We start from the raw sequence: 16,656 nt of genomic DNA on the forward strand, positions 1-16,656 counted from the left end.
CGTGATAATACCTCCTTATTCATTTTGAACCATAAAAAGAACGCAATTCACAAATGAATTGCGCCCTTTTCAATATTTTTCACCCGTTCGATAGTGCAGATTTTTTCTTCTGTCGGATGCTTTGTAGGTTTTCGGCGTTCTTCGCCTTCACTTCTTTAAAGGCAGCTTTATAGAACGCCATTCCCATCAAGAGGATCACCAATGAAAATGGGAGTGCTGTAATAATCAACACATTTTGCAAGCCCTGGGTACCCCCGAAATACATGATGATGGCAGCCATCGTCGATAAGGTAAGTCCCCAAATGATCTTTACTCTGCTCGCCGGATTCAACGATCCTTCAGTCGAAAGCATACCCAGTACGAAAGTGGCTGAATCGGCTGAAGTAATGAAGAAAATAGCAATGACGAAAATGGTGATGAACGACATTAAGGTTCCTAACGGATATTCCTGTAGGACTCCGAATGTCGCCGTTTCTAAGGCAAATTGAGAGATTGTTGCCAACCCGTTCTGTTCCAGGTACAAGGCAGATACCCCAAATACTGAGAAGAAAATGAAACAGACGAGAGAGGGTACGAACAAGACACCGAGCATGAACTCTTTGATCGTTCTTCCTCTTGAAATCCGAGCAATGAATATGCCGACGAACGGAGACCACGAAACCCACCATGCCCAATAGAAGATGGTCCAGTTATTGACCCACGTCCGATTCTCTTCATTCAATGGTGCGATATTGAAACTCATGTTGAAGAAGTTCGTGATGTACCCTCCAACGCTCTGTGTAAACATATTCAAAATGTATAAAGTCGGACCGACAATGAACAAGAGTACCAATAGTAAGAACCCCAGTCCCATATTGATATTGCTCAAGTATTTGATGCCCTTATTGATTCCAGACCATGCTGAAATGATGAATAAAACGGTCGAGACGGCAAGGATCAGGATTTGAACGGTAAAATTACTTGGTGTTCCGAATAAGAAGGACAACCCTTCATTAATCTGTGCTGTCCCGAAGCCAAGTGTAGCTGCTACACCGACAACAGTCGCGACGATCGCCAGAGTATCAATCATCTTTCCTAAGATACCTTTCATTCTCTCTACTCCGAACAAAGGAACCAACGTTGCACTGATCAATCCAGGATAACCTTTATGGAATTTAAAATAAGCAAGAACGAGTGCCACCACTCCATAAATCGCCCACGCATGTAATCCCCAATGGAAAAATGAATATTGCAAGGACTCAAGGATGGCTTTGTCCGAACCGGTCTTAGAAACAGGTGCATTTTTGAATGCGTGCGAAATCGGTTCTGCTGTCGTCCAGAACACCATCCCCATTCCCATACCTGCACTGAATAACATCGCGAACCAGGTCGGTAATGAGAACTGTGGTTTTTCATTCTCTCCACCTAGTTTGATTTTTCCAAACCGAGAAAAAATCAAATACACGCAAAAAGCAAGCATGACCACAATGATTAAGAGATAATACCACCCAAATTTATTTGAAATCCATCCAGTTAAGCTACTCGTCATCTTTTCCAAATGAGAAGGTGCAAAACCTCCCCACAGAACAAAAGCTGTACATATGGTAACTGCGTACCAAAACACTGATGTCACATTCTTCATATTTCCACCTCGTATATATGTAATCGTCTTCCCCCACCCATTTCACACGAGTGTACTTACCCTTCATACCACCGGTAGTGGAAAGAAAAACATTTTTCAATTACGTTTTAGCCAGAAAAATTCTGGGAAAAGCGGGTAACACAAATGTTTCAACACGGTCAAGCTGTATCGGTTTAAAGCATAAGGGAGGACTCTACGATGGAAAAAGCACAAAATAATGTAGCATTTTATTATGGACTCGCGTTTGTGATGTTCGCCTCATTCCTATGGGGAGTGACAGGTGGACTTTCAGGTTTCTTGCTTGATAGAGGCTGGGACCCTCTTGTCATTGCGACTTTCCGTGGATTGGTAGGTCTTCTCTTTACGGTGCTTTGGTTGCTCAGCAAGGGAACGATAAAAATCACTCTCAACCGTCATCTCATTCTCTGGTCTGTATTTGCCGGTGTGGGAATTGCAGGAAACTATGTATTTTATTACTTTAGCATCTCTCAGACCAGTGTGGCGATCGCCGCAACCCTGATGTATACTGCACCTATTTTTGTCATTATGATATCCGCGCTTTTGAACTTGGAAAGAGTGACAACATTAAAGCTTGTCTCCATTGTTGTCGTCATCATCGGCATTATCCTGTTGACGGGTTCCTATAAAAAAGACCTAGCGGATTTGAATCTATTCGGCATCATTGCTGGATTACTTTCTGGTCTCTCTTATGCAGTGTTCATTTTCGGATTGAAAAACAGCTCCAAAAATGGAGATCAAATCAGCGTATTGGTACTGGCATTCCTCGTCCAGTTTCTACTCGTTTTCACGTATGCTGATAAACAACAAATCGCTCAAGTGTTATTCGAGTTCAAGGACATTTGGTGGTTCATCCTGACAGGTATTGCCGGCGCTGGACTGTCGTTCTTCTTTTACATTAATGGGTTGAAAAAAATCAACCCAGGGATTGCCTCGATTGTTGCGATGATTGAACCCGTAACGGCTTCTCTGTTCGGAGTTCTTATTCTCGGCCAATTCTTATCACCCGTCCAACTCGTCGGAATGGCGATGATCCTCTTCATCATCACTTTCTTGTGCAAACAAACGCTCAGAAGTGGAGAATGAAAATTGTCATACTTGAGGTTAAAAGACTCGTTAGTTGCGAGTCTTTTTATTCGTGTTATTTTGCCTATGCGCAACTTTATTTCTTGTGTGCTACAATAAGTCTGCAAGGTAGTTCGTATACGAATCAGTCCCCCAGGGTGGTAGCTGGGGGACTCCTCCATTTAATTTTTATTTCTCTAACGTCTGCAATAAATCATAGAAATATTTTGCGTCACTGGTATCAAAGTAGTTGTACCAAGCTTCAAGCGTATCCTCAGAGAATAAATCTAACTTCTCTATAATAGTACGGGCGAAAAGTAATCCACCCCCGGAACTTGCAGTGATCAAATTACCATCCACTATTGCTTTCTCATCTCTATAGTAGATTTCTCCATCATAATTCGGACAAAACATCTTCAGATACTCAAGACTGTTACTCGTATGTAGTCGTTTGTCCAATATTCCAGCCTCGGCAAGTACAGTTGTTGCGCCACAAATCGCCCCAACGGTACCACCACACTTTAGTAGCTCTTTTGCTTTTTCAACGATAGGAGCATGCTTTGGATCATCCCACGTATCAGCTCCAGGTAACAATAAGACGGACGAAGAATTGAGGATCATTTCATCCACTTCCATGTCTGGGATAACTGTCATACCTCCTTTTGTCACGATAGATTCTTTTGTAGCTCCAACGGTTTTTATGGAAACAAGCTCGCTATCTTTTTTAAAATACTGACCTGAATTTAGTTCAGCAGTAACATATCCAAGTTCCCAATCCGCTAGTGTGTCCAATACATAATTGTAAACATTAATCATACATACCCTCCTGGTTTCTTGCAGCGATATTCTTAATACTACATAACTTCTGAAGCAAAATCATTAAACAATCCGTTTTACAAAAGCTCTTGACCAGAACAAAAGAAGCTTATCGTATCCCGATAAGCCTCTAATAAATTCATAGAATAGATTATGCAACACTTCTGTCCTTTTTAATTTGATTCAGAGTAATCATCAAGCCAGTAAAGCCGGCAGCAAAAGATGGTGGAAGACTCCACGCAAGATATCCCCAATTCCCTGTATTCATGGATACAAAGAGAAACAGAATTGGAAAACCGATTAAAACAATTAATGAAATCATAAGTGCGGATCTGTTATTCTTTTTCATAGCGAACCTCTTTCCCAAAGCATTATTTTCTCAAAATCTTCTCCATTGATTTTCCCTTCGCTAACTCATCAACGAGCTTATCCAAGTAACGGATTTCCTGCATGGTCGGTTCTTCAATATCTTCAACTCTGACGCCACAAACTACACCTTTAATCAAAGATCTTGAAGGATTCATGTGCGGAGCCTCAGCAAAGAAGGTCTCAAAGTCTGTCTTTTTTTCCAGTTTCTCTTCTAATTGTTCCTGGCTATAGCCTGTCAACCAACGTATAATTTCATCGACTTCTGATTTTGTCCGCTCTTTTTTCTCTGCTTTGGTGATGTAATGGGGATAGACACTTGCAAAACTCATCGTATAAATTCTATGTTTAGTCATGATACATCCTCCTTTAGATTAACTTAATTTAGAAAACTAATTTTCTCTGCCAACTCTAAAATAATTCCTTCTGGCCCTCGAACGTAGCATAATTTATATGTATTTTCATAGTTTTGTATCTCGCCTATAAGATCTGCACCTTTCTCTTTCAATCTTACAACAACGCCTTCAATATCATCCACAGCAAATGCAATATGTCGTATACCTAAGGTGTTTGCGAAAGAGGGCTGCATCCCTAGATCATCTGATGGCGTATGGAATTTGACCAACTCCAAAGTTGCCTCGCCGTCCGGCAACCCCAACATGACAACCGTACTTTCAACGTCATTAAGCCCTACGATCCGTTCTACCCACTTGCCTTTGACTTTAGCTTCCCCTAGTTCTTCCAGTCCGAAAACAAGAAAAAACGCTTTAGCTGCCGATAAATCATTCACCACTACACCCACATGATCTATCCTAAGGGCTTTCATCTCTCATACCTCCGATATTCTTAAGGTATTTACAACTTCCTCCTAAAGCTTCTCAACAAATGAACGCCGTTTGCTTCTTTTTGCTCTCCAGCCATTTTCTTCTTAACTAACTATCATTTTTACTGATTCTCTTTATACTGGGGTATCCCTGTTTATGGTGTGTTATGATCTTCTAGTTTTTTCGTAATCTGTTTTATTTCATTCCTTAGTGATCTAACTTCAACCGAAGAGTCGATACCAGTTTTCACTGCATAATGGATTATTAAGTAAAACAACCCCAACCCTAAAAGTCCGTAGAATAACAAAGCAAGAATATTAATGATTCCCAATTAACTATCCCCCATAGTATTTAAGATTTTGACTTGCACACTCCTTCACTTATAAAAGTTAATTGTTACACCCTAATCTAAACTACTTAGTCATCTTCATCATAATCAATCCAATCACCATTTTTCGCTTTTACTTTAGAAATGGTGACTTTACCCGACATAAATTCAATTGTGTATTCTTGGTCTTTATACTTTGTAATAGGATACTCAACCGTCAATAACTCATAATTAAGATGTTCATCTATTACATAGAAGGCGTGAAAGGCTTTGTCTAAACCTTCTCGGACTTCTTCAGCCACCAAAGCATATTTCTTAGAAGACTCTAGCCTTTGAGCTAATTTCCTTTGATGATGTACAATTTCTAAAAACTCAGTACGGGATACGACTTTGGTTTCAGTAAAAACTTCTTTGTTATGATCAAACGAATATTTAATCAGTTGTGCTTGTAAAGAAGGTATGTACATGAAAACGATTAAAAGAAGAAAAACCACTGAAATAATAATTAATAGTCTCCTATTTTTCTTCAACCTTTCAACCCAGCCCCCATCTTATCGATAAACTCATCCCCATATAAAATCCCAAGGGGGATGAATTTGTTTTTTAATTAATAAAGATAAACTACAAAAAGAAGAGTAACGACAATATATACAATCGTGCCTGCTAACTCTGGAGTCAATTCAAACTCATTAGAAAGCGTTGACGGATAACTACCTTCAATTCTTTTATCAGCTTCAATATTGTTTATACTTTGTAGTTAATGATTAACCTTTTTAGGATTAAGTATGTAGGTACATAGATTACTAAGAAAATACTGAATTCAGCTAGTAGCAATAGTAAATTAAACTTGTCTATAACCCAATTATAATCAAGCCCGATAAGATAATGGATCCAATCAGAGACAATTTCTGAAATGAAGATGCTAATAAAAATGATTATGAGTTCCTTCATAACACCACCCCCTTGGAAATAATTTATGCCATTCGTCAATTATACTTTTTCAGTCGGCTTCGTTCATTGCCTTCTACTTCCATTTCTCGTTGTATGTTTTGATCCATTCGATATCAATCGGTCCGTTGACAACTTCGTAGTATTTTCCGTTCAGAATGTGAACGTAGTTTTCCATTGAATGGACGATCGCTGGATTGGCCTGCCTATGATAGATGGTCGTTTCGAAATTTTCCTCAAGTGCCAAAAATTGATTGTATGTATCTTCGTCGATTCTTTTCACACGGTATTGACTTAGGAAGTCCATTAGTTCATCTGCTGATTCCTGGTCCCTCGATTCCCATTCAAAGAAACCATCCCCGACTTTTGAACGATCTTCAGTAAAGTGGATCCAAAGAAAATCCTTCGGTTGATAAGGGATGAGATCAACAAGATCCCTCTCACGGTAGTCGTTGTAAACTCTGATGGAAAGCGCAGTGAGGATACTTACCACTACAATAAGCACAAATCTTTTTTTGTTCATCAGTATCTACCCTGATACACATACGGAGCAGCGGCACCTAGCAAACCACGAACTCCACCTGTGTAATATGGCATGAGCTCATTTGCTGTCTCTATGTCTTTCCACTGCACATCGGATATGGTTGCTGTGTCCTGGATAGCAATCTCACCTCCAACGATCTTTGCTCTGAATGTTATGAAATACGCATGGACGTCTTTTGTCTCCAGAAATGCTTCATTCACGCTAACGATTTCTTCAACGTCAATGGTAAGACCGGTCTCTTCCTTTGCCTCTCGAATGGCTGCTTCCCGTAGCGTTTCGCCTTTTTCCACAGCTCCTCCTGGCAACGACCAGTTATCATGTCTGATGTTTTGGACCATCAATACTTTGTCAGATTGCTCATCATAGATCAAAGAATAAACGACATCTACTCTTTCCATACAAAATCTCCTTATCTCTTTAACGTTGAAAGATACAACGCGATTTCTCTGATTTTCTCATCTGTTTCGTCAATTTGTTCGTCTCTTGAATCTCCAACTGAATAGAATGTATCGCCCTTAATGATATGATCAGATAAGTTCAACAAGCCGACTGCCTTTCGGTTGAATCTTTCAGCGATCGCAAACGTTGTAGCGGTCTCCATATCCACGCCGATATGTCCTTGTTCCGCCCACCCCTTTACCATTTCTGAAGTTTCGACCATGATCGCTCCAGTTGTAAAAATAGATCCAGTCACATAGCGGTAGCCCTTTTCTTCACAATACTTGATCGCTTCTTCAACAAGTTGTGGATCAGCAGCAACGGTTTTCCGATCGTTCACGTACCACTGGGAAACCCCATCCTCCATTACAGCCGACGTCACAATGAAAATGTCGCCGTACTGAACCTCATGGGATAATCCGCCAAAATATCCAGTTTGGACGAAAGTCTCTGTGCCTAGTACAGCGAAGCGATGGACGATAGCTGCTGCAATGGGGCCACCGAATACATTCGCAAAGCCGATTTGATGCTTCTTATACTTTCCGACGATGGTATTCCAGATCGGAATCCATTGCTCTTCACTTAAGATTTCTTTCCATGTAGATAAGTTCCACTCATGCTCCCATTCCCCATGTAAAATGAATGATGGCGGAACCTTCTCTTCAGTTATTTTGAATGCTTCTAACCAATCCTCTTTTGTAAAGTCACCATATAATTTCATACTAAACCCCCGACAATTTCCAATAAATAAAGAGCCTTAACCTTTGTTAAGACTCTTCCATTTATGTCCTATTCGACTTTTATTTGGATATTCCTATGTCTAAAAATCATATTCTTTTACGATTCGTTGCGTAATCAGCTTATAGCCAGACTTGTTCGGATGGAGGGAGTCGCTGAAATATTTGTGTGACTTCTCTTCAAAAAGATTGTCTGTCGGAATGAACTTCATATGGTCATGCTGTTTGACGATTTGCTGACTCGATCGGTTCCACTCATCAATGACTTGCTGAATTTTATCAGACGATGGATAAGGATTATATAGTCCTAAAAATAAGATTCGCGCGTCTGGATTTTTTTCACGGATGATTTTGAAGATCTTCTGGAGATTATGCTCATAATCTTCTTTACCGATCTCCAATCTGTCTTCACGAATCGGATTTAAGTCCTTACCATTGCTCTTCACCAAGTCATTCATACCAATAAACACCGTGATGTAATCCGCTTCTTCAACATCATTCAACACTTCTGGTTGCCCTAATTGAGCGAGCAATCCATCGGACTGTTGACCGGGAATTCCGTGATTTTCAACCGTCACTTCCTCCTGTTGGTTTTCCTTAAGTAAATATTGAAGATCACCGACATAACCGCTTCCCTGCTGGTCACCCACGCCATGGGTCAAAGAATCACCTAATGCGACAAACACTTCACTGTTCTTCATCTTTACATCTTCAACCACATTGATCATCATAAATACCGCAAGAATCAGAATTGGAATAAGAGAAATCAGCAGTCGTTTATCCATGATGCCCTCCTTCGACTTACAACCTAGAACTACCCGGTAGGACATAAGCTTAAACAAGCCACCATGAAAAAAGACCAGAGTGTCACCACTCTGATCAGATTGAACCTATGTAACTGTAAGATAAGTAAACGCATAAGATTGCGGCGATGAACATCGGGACTGAAACTTTGAGATTTCTACGATATTTAAGACCAAAAGTACAAAAGAAAACCGCCGCACTGCCCTTTGCGATACTTTCGAATAAGGGGTTATGGGAGAAGTAAGTACTACTGAACACGATTGAACTGATGAAAGTAGCTAGGATCAGTACTTTGAACCACATCGGCTCTCGAAGGAATAGCTTGAAAAATCCTTTGATTTGGTTCACGGAACGCCTCCCTTGTGTAAATCTAAATTTTTTCAAGAGTATGTTCGTGTTGCAACGAATAGTACGCTTAGAATCTCTTCACGCGTTCATTGAGCTTCTTCTCAATCTGGTCTTGAACGGATTCGATCTTTTCTGGCAGGATGAAAAGATATTCAATGAGTCCCTCTAACAATTCCATCAACAATACCGCTGTCTCGTCGTCAATTTCACGCTCCAGATCAAGCATCGCATTGAAGGGACGATCAGGATGTACGAGTTGACTCAAGGAATAGATCGGTTTCGTCAAATCCACATGTTCCGGCAGCTGCTCGAATTGTTGGGCAAGAGACTGATCTTTCGTCCGCTCTCCCATGAAGTTTTTCAAAACACTCTCAAGGACTCTTTTCGACATGACGGCAGTTGCTGAATTATCTTGAGACTGACTGACGTTCAACGCGGATGTATAGGAACGGACAAGGTCAATCGGCATATTCTTGTTCTGTTCAAAATGCTCAAGACGTCCTTCCGAAGCGGTCGGATCGTATATGTAGATGTCGGCTTCTTTCACCTGTTGATTCGGTTGATCTTTCAGCATGATGACGAACTCGGACGGCTTCTTACACTCTGAACAGATCCCCTCCCCGAACAATCCGGTTTTCCGAACCTGGTAAAAGTTCGCTTTTAACGCAAATTCTCCTGTCTTGCTGCACTTTGGACATTTGGTTTTGATGTTCTTTGCTACCTTCAAGTAACCGTATTGTGTGTAGGATAGAATAGACCCCGGCAAAATTTTTCTCACGTTGTACCTCCCTGGATTCTAACCATGTCTTTAGGTTACTTTTTCTATACACAGATAGTAATTTCCTCTAAGATTCCATGATTTGTGTAACAAGATTTCACCAAATTCTACAAAAAACACCCAATTGCACAGGATTTTTACAACATGTTAGGCGAACTTTTTCACTAAGGTGTAATGGCTGACGCCAGGTGGATAGTCTTTAATTTCACCGACGACTTCAAATCCATGCTTTTCATAAAAAGAACGAGCCTGGAATTCAAAGGTCGTGACAAGTACTTTCGTGACTCCTTTCGCCTTTGCCTCTTCCTCCATTTTCTCGAGCAATTGTGCGCCGAGCCCTTTTTGACGGTACGCCTCACTAATCCAGAAATAATGGAGTTCGCACCAGTCCCAATAAACATCTGCAGTCAACCCGCCGATCCATTGTTCCTGATCATCGGTCAAAATGACGCGAATTGGCTTGCGCGAACCTTCTTTTCTCGATTCCTTATGATGAATGGATTTTGAATTGTTGTATTCCTTGAGCTTGTTCGTAATGAATTCAGAGAACGCTTCGTACTTTTCTGTAGAAACTTCTATTTTATAGTTCATGATGGTCTCCTTCGTTTTTAGTAGGACCTTTTATTTCAAACCACTCAACAAACCATTGGTTTTTATCCAAAATAAACGTACCAACTATCGTGGCAAGGAAAAATGAAATGGAGGGAAATGCTGTTTCTAGTGTGGAAGTCACAATAAAAAACAATAGAAATGAAACTGAAAACAAAGCACACACGTAAGCTAGTCCTTTTCTCATGTGATCCCCCCTATAGAATTTATCTACTATTCCCATTCAGGCATTAACAAAGAGAAGATGAGCGCATCGTGAGACTGTTGATTTTGATAGAGATAGCCTCTTAATCTACCTTCTTCCTTGAAACCAAGATTCATGAGCAGATTAATAGATGCTTCGTTTTGTGGATATGTGACTGCTCCCAACCGGTACAATTCCAGCTCGGTGAACGAATAATCCAACACTGCTTTCACCGCTTCAGAAGTCAGCCCCATTTTCCAGTAGTCAGGGTGCAATTCAAATCCGATTTCCGATTTATTGCTCCAGAGACTCAAATTGTTCAAGCCTAAAGTGCCGATGAACTCCTCTGTTTCTTTATGCACCATTCCCCAACGTATCGCTTGTTTCTTTTCAAAATGACTTTGGAATGAATCAATGATTTTAGATGCCTGGTCCATGCTCGTCAGGCGATCCATTCCATAATATTGGATAACATCATCCCTTGATAGGATGTTGTAGAAGCTTTCAGTGTGTCCCTGTTTAATTTGAACCAGATGTAGTCGTTCTGTTTCCAGCTGCTGAAATTCCATTCGATCTCTCCCTATGTAAGATAAGCTGTACTTGCCCATATGAGTAGGCCCACTGTAACGAGAACAAAAAGATAATCACTTTTGCGACTCTTCTTATTTTCAAGTTTATCTCGAAGTAAATAATGGATGCCCTGGATGAACATCATCACAATGAGCAGATATTGGCCATAATGGTCGTTATTCGGGTTATCATCGTATAACATTTCTATGATTCCAACGATTATTACAATATATATAACTGAAAAAGTGTATGTAATGACTTTCTTCATGGTGCACTCCTTACACTTAAATAATGAACCTATCAAATGGAAAAACCGAGTACAAACTTTTCCGTTCATACTCGATTTTCATTCCACCTTCTATCAAACCTGTACTTTTTCTTCCTTTTTCACCAGTTGTTCTGGGTTCAATCCTTGCAGCTCCGCTGGTTGGAAGATGCCGTTCTTCTGAATCAGTTGATCATCGAAGTAGATTTCTCCGCCACCGAAGGCTTCCTTCATGATCAATACCATATCCCAGTGGACCATGGAGCGGTTGCCGTTGTCCGCACTTTCGTACGCTTGCCCTGGTGTAAAGTGGATACTTCCATTGATCTTCTCATCAAACAAGATGTCTCCGACTGGATTATTGATGAGTGGATTGAGTCCGATTGCGAACTCACCTATATATCGAGCTCCTTCGTCTGAATCGAGGATTTCGTTCAATTTTTCCGTGTTGTCACTCGTCGCCTCAATGATTTTACCGTCTTTGAACGTAAGGGAAACATTGTTGAACGTTACACCGCGATATGGACAAGGCGTGTTGAATGTAATCGTTCCGTTTACGCTGTCTTTTACCGGTGATGTGAAAATCTCACCATCTGGAATGTTTCGTTTCCCATGGCTTGCAACCACTGGGATATCTTTAATGGAGAACGACAAATCTGTGTTCGGTGCAACAAGTCGGACTCGGTCGGTTCGTTCCATCAATTCCACAAGTGGCTTCTGTTTTTCCGCCATCTTCTCGTAATCGACACTGCATACTTCCAGCAGATAATCTTCATACTGTTCTGTACCCATCTTCGCTTTTTGAGCCGCTGCAGGTGTCGGATAGTTCAACAGCACCCACTTCCGTTCGTTCATGATACGGGTGTTCACACTACGAATGACTTTTCCATACTGCTGGAGGATTTCAGAAGGTACGCCCGACATTTCCGCATCGTTCTCATTCACACGGACAAAGATGAAGGCATCAAGGTCTTCAAGTTTTCGTTCCATCCATCCCTTTTGGATTTCCGCCGTACGTTCTGTGGAATCTTTTACAATCTCCACCAACAACTCGTCGTCTTTCAAATCCAAGAAGGGCAAGCCACCGATCCGATATACCTCACGGATGATTTCTTTCATCAACGGCTTGGCGATGACACTGCCTGATATCAAAACCTTTTCATTTTCCTTTAATTCCACTGAATGATTGACAAGTGTTTTTGCTAATTGAACAAGTCTTTCGTCTCGCATTCCTTCATCTCCTAACGATTGGTTTCATCTGAATTCTATTTCGCTTAATTGGAAGGGAATCCCTTTTTATTGTTATGGATTTGTCGTCTGTTTTCTCTCACTTAACTCAACAAGCTCCACCTTCATCATCTTTCAAAAAACGCCTTCACGTCATCAGGTACAGGTTTCACATCAACAATTTGGTAATGTTCATCGTCTTCCAGTTTTGGAGCGAATTCTACAAGCAGCATTTCCCCATTGGTAAAAGTGACAAGCATATGCTCTCGAAAATCGGTACTTGCAGTTGTCAACTTACCAAGTTCATCAAACTCTTCCATTGTGACTTCCCCTTTGGATGCTTCATGGAACAACTGTTTAAACGCTTCATAGTTTTCAATATTCATTCGGTGCTTCATCAATGTGGCAGCATTCATCGCAGTATCTGGCTCTAATACTTTTTCATTATTGCAACCGGACAAAAGGGCAAACAAGAAGATGCATAGTATAGATTTTTTCATTTCTACTCTCTCCTGAAAGACACGCATACAAAACAAATAATTGTCGCAACAACCGTGACAATCATCGCCATGATGAGTCCGATGGCAGCCATAAAGGTATCCTCACCTGGATAAGAGGGCTCAATATTTATGTACATGTAAAGGAAAATAAGAAACATAATGAGATAAAAGCTACTACCCAAAGTTCCCAACTTATAACGGCTACGTTTAGTTCCTTCATAAGAACTTCCTACTGTCACCCATGAAAGGATGCTGACGATGACCGCACTTAGCATGACTATCAAGTGGATATATGGGATGTGAATCAACATGAGTAGATAGAGAATGAGTATCGTTAATCCGAAATATAATGCATTCATCAAGAACACCAATCCCCCGCTCAACCATGGGCTCCGAAACCACTTTTGAGAAGCCATCCATTTGGTGAGCCGATTGTTAAATCCAGCCGTTTGATACATCTGTTTCCTTCGAGTAAGAAGGAAGAAAATAATGACAACACCCAATAGAAAAATCAATGATAATGACAACTTAATTATTCCTTTCTATTCCTAGTTTCATCTAGGAACCTTTCAATCTCTTTGTTGTTTTTTAAAATGACAAGTTTCTGTTCGTATGAGGCGAACTGCTCCAGCAGATCGTCTTTGCCTCGATATTCAAACTTGTAGTTCCATTTATACAACTTGAACAGATGCCGGAACTCATGCTTGTAATTCAATTGTTCATAGCCCAGCTTGAACCGGACGTAACGCCTTAATATGCGGTAGTTCCGGATCCAGAGATGCGGATACAGCATGATGATCAGGTCCGCTCTTCGGAAGCCTTCGCTCGTCCACCCATATTGTGCACCTTCAATGATCCATTCCTCTTTGGAAATCAATTCAGCGAACTGGCGGTTCCGCTCTTTTTCCGGATGACGAACATCCTCTGTTCCCGAGCGATCCCACACGACATTATCAATCTCGTAAAAAGGAATGCCCATCACCGAGGACAATTTCCTCGCGAAGATAGTCTTCCCACTGCCGACCGAACCGATGATGTGGATTTTCATTTGATCATTCATGGGCATCGTCTTTTGCATTCAAAACGGGTTCAAATAGGTAATTGGCATAGGTTGTACAATCTTCCACTTTTCCAGAATAGCCACACATATCGACTGTATATCCATAGACTGGGAGTTGATCATTCGTGATTTCAAAAACTTCACTTCCCGTTACCCCATACTTTTCGTTTTCTTTCACAGCATAATAGGACTTGGTCAAATAATGAGCCGTCACATGAAACCTCTTAGAAGATTCACCAGGTTGCATTTCCCTCAAGTCCACCTCATCCAACATACGGAAAAATTGGTTGACTGTCAGCTTTTCTTGTTCTTCCTGCCAATGAGGAGGTTGTTCATACTCTGAACGAGATCGCTGCACATGCCATTCCTCGGAGCCTTCCAATTCGATGAAGTAACGAACCTGGTCAATACCATTACTATGATCTTCCGCCTGAAAACGGAAATATTCGATGTGCCCATCCTTTGTATACTTTAGATCAATCATCTCGATTATGGCAAAATTGATATTGAACTCTTCCTTTAGCTTTTTCCAGTTATCCTGAAACTGAAAATCATAGATGCTGTTTGGTCCTTTCGCCTCGACCTCACGCGGAAACTCGTAAAATTTCTCTTGAGCGTAAGGAATCGTGATGGAAAGAATCACAACCGCCAACCCTGTATAAACGGCGTAGGATTTTACTTTTTGATTGATGGTAGGTTTTAATAATAGAAGGAATATTACAAGCCCTAAAGGAATAGGGAACCCATTGAATTTGAACGTAAAAATGCCCAGCAAATAATAGCCAACGAGCTTCCATCCCAAATGTCGCTCCTCGTCCTCTCTCCTCTTGAACCAATACCATAAAACGAATGCCACTAACCCTAACAAAATCAAATCTATGTATTCCATATGGTAAACCAACCTATCATTCATGTTCGATTAATCGTCACCTCTTCTTCCTCGTTCTGCACGTTGTCCCAGACGACATGTATTTCAAAGGTCCCATCTTCAAAAAACAGCGGGAACCTCCGCTTGAACGACTTTTGCATCGGAAGTTGAAGGGCTTCATCAATCGGCACCCAGTAAAGTTTCCCTTCCGGTGGATTCTCCAGCAGTTCGCCTTCAAAGTCTTTCGTCAAGTAATTGAAGATCATATAACGAGCATTCGTCGTAGGATTCACGTATTCATTCAGCCCTTTGAACTCCAGGTTGCGCACCGTCAGTCCAGTTTCTTCCTTCACTTCACGTATGGCACAGTCCATGATGGACTCTGGGAATTCCACACTGCCTCCAGGCGGAATGAAACCTTTGAATACTTCTTTCTGTCGGTCGATCAGCAAGATCTTGTCTCCGTCCTGAATCATACAAAATGTCCATATTTTATAGTTGACCGTCATGCTCTCTCCACCTTTAAATCAGTTTCGCCATGTAATATTCATCAATGTAAGTACCATTCACTTGCATGGAATGACGCTTGACCCCTTCAATTTCATAGCCTGCTTTATTATATAATGCGATCCCTGCTTCGTTATGGACCATCACCGTCAACTCGAGTCGATGCATTCCATTTTGCTTCGCCCATCGTTCCACTTCCTCAAAAAGCTTTCTGCCGATGCCCTGTCCGACCCACTGTTGTAAGATCCCGATTGCAATATGAATGCTATGACGCCTTCGGTTTTGCGCATTTCCCATCGCTCCGAGGAATCCGATGAGTCGGGCTTCTTTTTCAACGACAAAAATGGTCGAATGCGGGTCATGGGTAATGGATTTAATCTTGGAAGCTTGCTCATTGATCGTCGTTGTCCGCTCTCCGTCTTCAAAAAGCATGAACTCGGTCTCGCCATCCAATTGTTTAAGAAGCTTAAGGAATGCTTTGGCATCAGACTCCTTGATCTGGCGAATCTTCATCTCATGCTTCATCCTCTTTCTGGAACAATCCGACCCATAAAAACGGAACGCCGAACGTGTCCGCGGGCTGTTGAATGTCTTTCATTTTTCGCATCTCCACTGGTTTGAAAGCATTGAAGATCTCCTTCAGCTTCTCATCGGTATACCCGAGCCCGCCCTTCATGCTGCCTTGACGATACACTTCCCAGTCCGAGATTTCTGAGCCCATGTCCCCTGCCGCAAAACAGGTGATGACAAAAAGACCGCCTGGCTTCAACGCTCTCTGGATGAGGTTCACAAACGTCATCCGACGGTGAGGCGGAATGTGATGGAAACAGCCGGAATCATAAATGATATCATAACTGGCTTCCTCCACTTCCAGCTCATAGAGGCTTCCGTTCATGAAGTTGATCTGGACCTGCTTTTCGTCCGCTCTTTCCTTCGCCCATTGGAGCGCTTCTATCGATAAGTCGATTGCATCCACCTCACACCCTTGCTCTGCGAAGTAGACCGAGTTGCGACCAGGACCACATCCTAACTCTAGCACGCGTCCCGGTTTTGCCCATCCTTTTTCGAAATACTCGACGAGGTTCTCATCCGGCACATTGACGAAGAATGGGATCTCCTTCTTCCGATCTTCGTAAAATGAATCCCAAAATGCTGCCTCGTCACGCAGCATCGAGTCGAGCATCTTCAGCACATCTTCCGTATTATGTATGGTTTCGGTCTTCATCTCTAA

The 16,656-nt window shown here is 41.5% G+C and carries 24 protein-coding genes; 1 reads left to right on the forward strand and 23 read right to left on the reverse strand.

The window, feature by feature from the left end; all coding sequences use genetic code 11:
- Positions 1–79: 79 nt before the first annotated feature.
- Complete coding sequence (locus ACXQIQ_RS07115; RefSeq protein WP_439299461.1) at positions 80–1,621, reverse strand: BCCT family transporter; 1,542 nt, start codon at positions 1,619–1,621, stop codon at positions 80–82.
- A 198-nt stretch (positions 1,622–1,819) separates the two neighbouring features.
- Here ACXQIQ_RS07115 and ACXQIQ_RS07120 point away from each other — a divergent pair, with 198 nt between their 5' ends.
- Positions 1,820–2,725: a DMT family transporter gene (locus ACXQIQ_RS07120; protein ID WP_439299460.1), complete on the forward strand. Its 906-nt coding sequence runs from the start codon at positions 1,820–1,822 to the stop codon at positions 2,723–2,725.
- A gap of 168 nt (positions 2,726–2,893) precedes the next feature.
- Here ACXQIQ_RS07120 and ACXQIQ_RS07125 read toward each other — a convergent pair whose 3' ends face one another.
- From ACXQIQ_RS07125 to ACXQIQ_RS07230, 22 genes are all read right to left on the reverse strand, one after another.
- On the reverse strand, positions 2,894–3,520 hold the full coding sequence (locus ACXQIQ_RS07125; protein WP_439299459.1) for a DJ-1/PfpI family protein: 627 nt from the start codon (positions 3,518–3,520) through the stop codon (positions 2,894–2,896).
- Between the two features lie 151 nt (positions 3,521–3,671).
- Positions 3,672–3,869 (reverse strand): hypothetical protein, encoded by a 198-nt coding sequence (locus ACXQIQ_RS07130; protein ID WP_439299458.1) that lies wholly within the window; start codon positions 3,867–3,869, stop codon positions 3,672–3,674.
- A gap of 22 nt (positions 3,870–3,891) precedes the next feature.
- Positions 3,892–4,242, reverse strand: coding sequence for a DUF2200 domain-containing protein (locus ACXQIQ_RS07135; RefSeq protein ID WP_439299457.1), 351 nt, complete (start codon positions 4,240–4,242; stop codon positions 3,892–3,894).
- Positions 4,243–4,265: 23 nt separating this feature from the next.
- Entirely contained in the window at positions 4,266–4,712 is a 447-nt protein-coding gene (locus tag ACXQIQ_RS07140; RefSeq protein ID WP_439299456.1) for a VOC family protein, read from the reverse strand.
- Between the two features lie 415 nt (positions 4,713–5,127).
- Complete coding sequence (locus ACXQIQ_RS07145; RefSeq protein WP_439299455.1) at positions 5,128–5,568, reverse strand: hypothetical protein; 441 nt, start codon at positions 5,566–5,568, stop codon at positions 5,128–5,130.
- A gap of 494 nt (positions 5,569–6,062) precedes the next feature.
- Positions 6,063–6,509: a hypothetical protein gene (locus tag ACXQIQ_RS07150; protein ID WP_439299454.1), complete on the reverse strand. Its 447-nt coding sequence runs from the start codon at positions 6,507–6,509 to the stop codon at positions 6,063–6,065.
- On the reverse strand, positions 6,509–6,928 hold the full coding sequence (locus ACXQIQ_RS07155; protein WP_439299453.1) for an NUDIX hydrolase: 420 nt from the start codon (positions 6,926–6,928) through the stop codon (positions 6,509–6,511). Before ACXQIQ_RS07155 ends, ACXQIQ_RS07150 begins: the two co-directional genes overlap by 1 nt.
- Positions 6,929–6,939: 11 nt before the next feature.
- On the reverse strand, positions 6,940–7,689 hold the full coding sequence (locus ACXQIQ_RS07160) for a phosphorylase family protein (RefSeq protein WP_439299452.1): 750 nt from the start codon (positions 7,687–7,689) through the stop codon (positions 6,940–6,942).
- A 99-nt stretch (positions 7,690–7,788) separates the two neighbouring features.
- Positions 7,789–8,490, reverse strand: coding sequence for a DUF459 domain-containing protein (locus ACXQIQ_RS07165; protein ID WP_439299451.1), 702 nt, complete (start codon positions 8,488–8,490; stop codon positions 7,789–7,791).
- Between the two features lie 434 nt (positions 8,491–8,924).
- The gene (locus ACXQIQ_RS07170; protein ID WP_439299450.1) at positions 8,925–9,635 is read right to left on the reverse strand and encodes a hypothetical protein; all 711 of its coding nucleotides are present in this window, start codon (positions 9,633–9,635) and stop codon (positions 8,925–8,927) included.
- A 147-nt stretch (positions 9,636–9,782) separates the two neighbouring features.
- Positions 9,783–10,226: a GNAT family N-acetyltransferase gene (locus ACXQIQ_RS07175; protein WP_439299449.1), complete on the reverse strand. Its 444-nt coding sequence runs from the start codon at positions 10,224–10,226 to the stop codon at positions 9,783–9,785.
- Positions 10,216–10,431: a short-chain dehydrogenase gene (locus ACXQIQ_RS07180; RefSeq protein WP_439299448.1), complete on the reverse strand. Its 216-nt coding sequence runs from the start codon at positions 10,429–10,431 to the stop codon at positions 10,216–10,218. The genes ACXQIQ_RS07175 and ACXQIQ_RS07180 overlap by 11 nt, the downstream gene beginning before the upstream one ends.
- A gap of 26 nt (positions 10,432–10,457) precedes the next feature.
- Positions 10,458–10,997, reverse strand: a complete 540-nt coding sequence (locus ACXQIQ_RS07185; protein WP_439299447.1) for a GNAT family N-acetyltransferase — start codon at positions 10,995–10,997, stop codon at positions 10,458–10,460.
- Positions 10,998–11,008: 11 nt separating this feature from the next.
- Positions 11,009–11,266 (reverse strand): hypothetical protein, encoded by a 258-nt coding sequence (locus tag ACXQIQ_RS07190; RefSeq protein WP_439299446.1) that lies wholly within the window; start codon positions 11,264–11,266, stop codon positions 11,009–11,011.
- A 93-nt stretch (positions 11,267–11,359) separates the two neighbouring features.
- A complete protein-coding gene (locus ACXQIQ_RS07195) occupies positions 11,360–12,493 on the reverse strand; it encodes an aminopeptidase (RefSeq protein WP_439299445.1) in 1,134 nt (377 codons plus the stop codon).
- A gap of 125 nt (positions 12,494–12,618) precedes the next feature.
- A complete protein-coding gene (locus ACXQIQ_RS07200; protein WP_439299444.1) occupies positions 12,619–12,990 on the reverse strand; it encodes a hypothetical protein in 372 nt (123 codons plus the stop codon).
- 2 nt (positions 12,991–12,992) lie between these two features.
- Positions 12,993–13,517 carry a hypothetical protein gene (locus ACXQIQ_RS07205; protein WP_439299443.1) on the reverse strand — a complete coding sequence of 175 codons (525 nt, stop codon included), beginning with the start codon at positions 13,515–13,517 and terminating at the stop codon, positions 12,993–12,995.
- 5 nt (positions 13,518–13,522) lie between these two features.
- Entirely contained in the window at positions 13,523–14,050 is a 528-nt protein-coding gene (locus ACXQIQ_RS07210) for a P-loop NTPase family protein (protein ID WP_439299442.1), read from the reverse strand.
- Positions 14,043–14,939, reverse strand: a complete 897-nt coding sequence (locus tag ACXQIQ_RS07215) for a hypothetical protein (protein ID WP_439299441.1) — start codon at positions 14,937–14,939, stop codon at positions 14,043–14,045. Before ACXQIQ_RS07215 ends, ACXQIQ_RS07210 begins: the two co-directional genes overlap by 8 nt.
- Before the next feature lie 20 nt (positions 14,940–14,959).
- On the reverse strand, positions 14,960–15,427 hold the full coding sequence (locus tag ACXQIQ_RS07220) for an 8-oxo-dGTP diphosphatase (protein ID WP_439299440.1): 468 nt from the start codon (positions 15,425–15,427) through the stop codon (positions 14,960–14,962).
- 13 nt (positions 15,428–15,440) lie between these two features.
- Complete coding sequence (locus ACXQIQ_RS07225; RefSeq protein ID WP_439299439.1) at positions 15,441–15,938, reverse strand: GNAT family N-acetyltransferase; 498 nt, start codon at positions 15,936–15,938, stop codon at positions 15,441–15,443.
- A gap of 1 nt (position 15,939) precedes the next feature.
- Positions 15,940–16,650, reverse strand: a complete 711-nt coding sequence (locus tag ACXQIQ_RS07230) for a class I SAM-dependent methyltransferase (protein ID WP_439299438.1) — start codon at positions 16,648–16,650, stop codon at positions 15,940–15,942.
- Between the last annotated feature and the right edge of the window lie 6 nt (positions 16,651–16,656).

Source organism: Pseudalkalibacillus sp. Hm43, from assembly GCF_054170705.1.

Coding starts and splice junctions, on each gene's coding strand:
- ACXQIQ_RS07115 (WP_439299461.1), bottom strand. CDS start 1,621: ATGAAGAATGTGACATCAGTGTTTTGGTACGCAGTTACCATATGTACA.
- ACXQIQ_RS07120 (WP_439299460.1), top strand. CDS start 1,820: ATGGAAAAAGCACAAAATAATGTAGCATTTTATTATGGACTCGCGTTT.
- ACXQIQ_RS07125 (WP_439299459.1), bottom strand. CDS start 3,520: ATGATTAATGTTTACAATTATGTATTGGACACACTAGCGGATTGGGAA.
- ACXQIQ_RS07130 (WP_439299458.1), bottom strand. CDS start 3,869: ATGAAAAAGAATAACAGATCCGCACTTATGATTTCATTAATTGTTTTA.
- ACXQIQ_RS07135 (WP_439299457.1), bottom strand. CDS start 4,242: ATGACTAAACATAGAATTTATACGATGAGTTTTGCAAGTGTCTATCCC.
- ACXQIQ_RS07140 (WP_439299456.1), bottom strand. CDS start 4,712: ATGAAAGCCCTTAGGATAGATCATGTGGGTGTAGTGGTGAATGATTTA.
- ACXQIQ_RS07150 (WP_439299454.1), bottom strand. CDS start 6,509: ATGAACAAAAAAAGATTTGTGCTTATTGTAGTGGTAAGTATCCTCACT.
- ACXQIQ_RS07155 (WP_439299453.1), bottom strand. CDS start 6,928: ATGGAAAGAGTAGATGTCGTTTATTCTTTGATCTATGATGAGCAATCT.
- ACXQIQ_RS07160 (WP_439299452.1), bottom strand. CDS start 7,689: ATGAAATTATATGGTGACTTTACAAAAGAGGATTGGTTAGAAGCATTC.
- ACXQIQ_RS07165 (WP_439299451.1), bottom strand. CDS start 8,490: ATGGATAAACGACTGCTGATTTCTCTTATTCCAATTCTGATTCTTGCG.
- ACXQIQ_RS07175 (WP_439299449.1), bottom strand. CDS start 10,226: ATGAACTATAAAATAGAAGTTTCTACAGAAAAGTACGAAGCGTTCTCT.
- ACXQIQ_RS07180 (WP_439299448.1), bottom strand. CDS start 10,431: ATGAGAAAAGGACTAGCTTACGTGTGTGCTTTGTTTTCAGTTTCATTT.
- ACXQIQ_RS07185 (WP_439299447.1), bottom strand. CDS start 10,997: ATGGAATTTCAGCAGCTGGAAACAGAACGACTACATCTGGTTCAAATT.
- ACXQIQ_RS07190 (WP_439299446.1), bottom strand. CDS start 11,266: ATGAAGAAAGTCATTACATACACTTTTTCAGTTATATATATTGTAATA.
- ACXQIQ_RS07195 (WP_439299445.1), bottom strand. CDS start 12,493: ATGCGAGACGAAAGACTTGTTCAATTAGCAAAAACACTTGTCAATCAT.
- ACXQIQ_RS07200 (WP_439299444.1), bottom strand. CDS start 12,990: ATGAAAAAATCTATACTATGCATCTTCTTGTTTGCCCTTTTGTCCGGT.
- ACXQIQ_RS07210 (WP_439299442.1), bottom strand. CDS start 14,050: ATGAATGATCAAATGAAAATCCACATCATCGGTTCGGTCGGCAGTGGG.
- ACXQIQ_RS07215 (WP_439299441.1), bottom strand. CDS start 14,939: ATGGAATACATAGATTTGATTTTGTTAGGGTTAGTGGCATTCGTTTTA.
- ACXQIQ_RS07220 (WP_439299440.1), bottom strand. CDS start 15,427: ATGACGGTCAACTATAAAATATGGACATTTTGTATGATTCAGGACGGA.
- ACXQIQ_RS07225 (WP_439299439.1), bottom strand. CDS start 15,938: ATGAAGATTCGCCAGATCAAGGAGTCTGATGCCAAAGCATTCCTTAAG.
- ACXQIQ_RS07230 (WP_439299438.1), bottom strand. CDS start 16,650: ATGAAGACCGAAACCATACATAATACGGAAGATGTGCTGAAGATGCTC.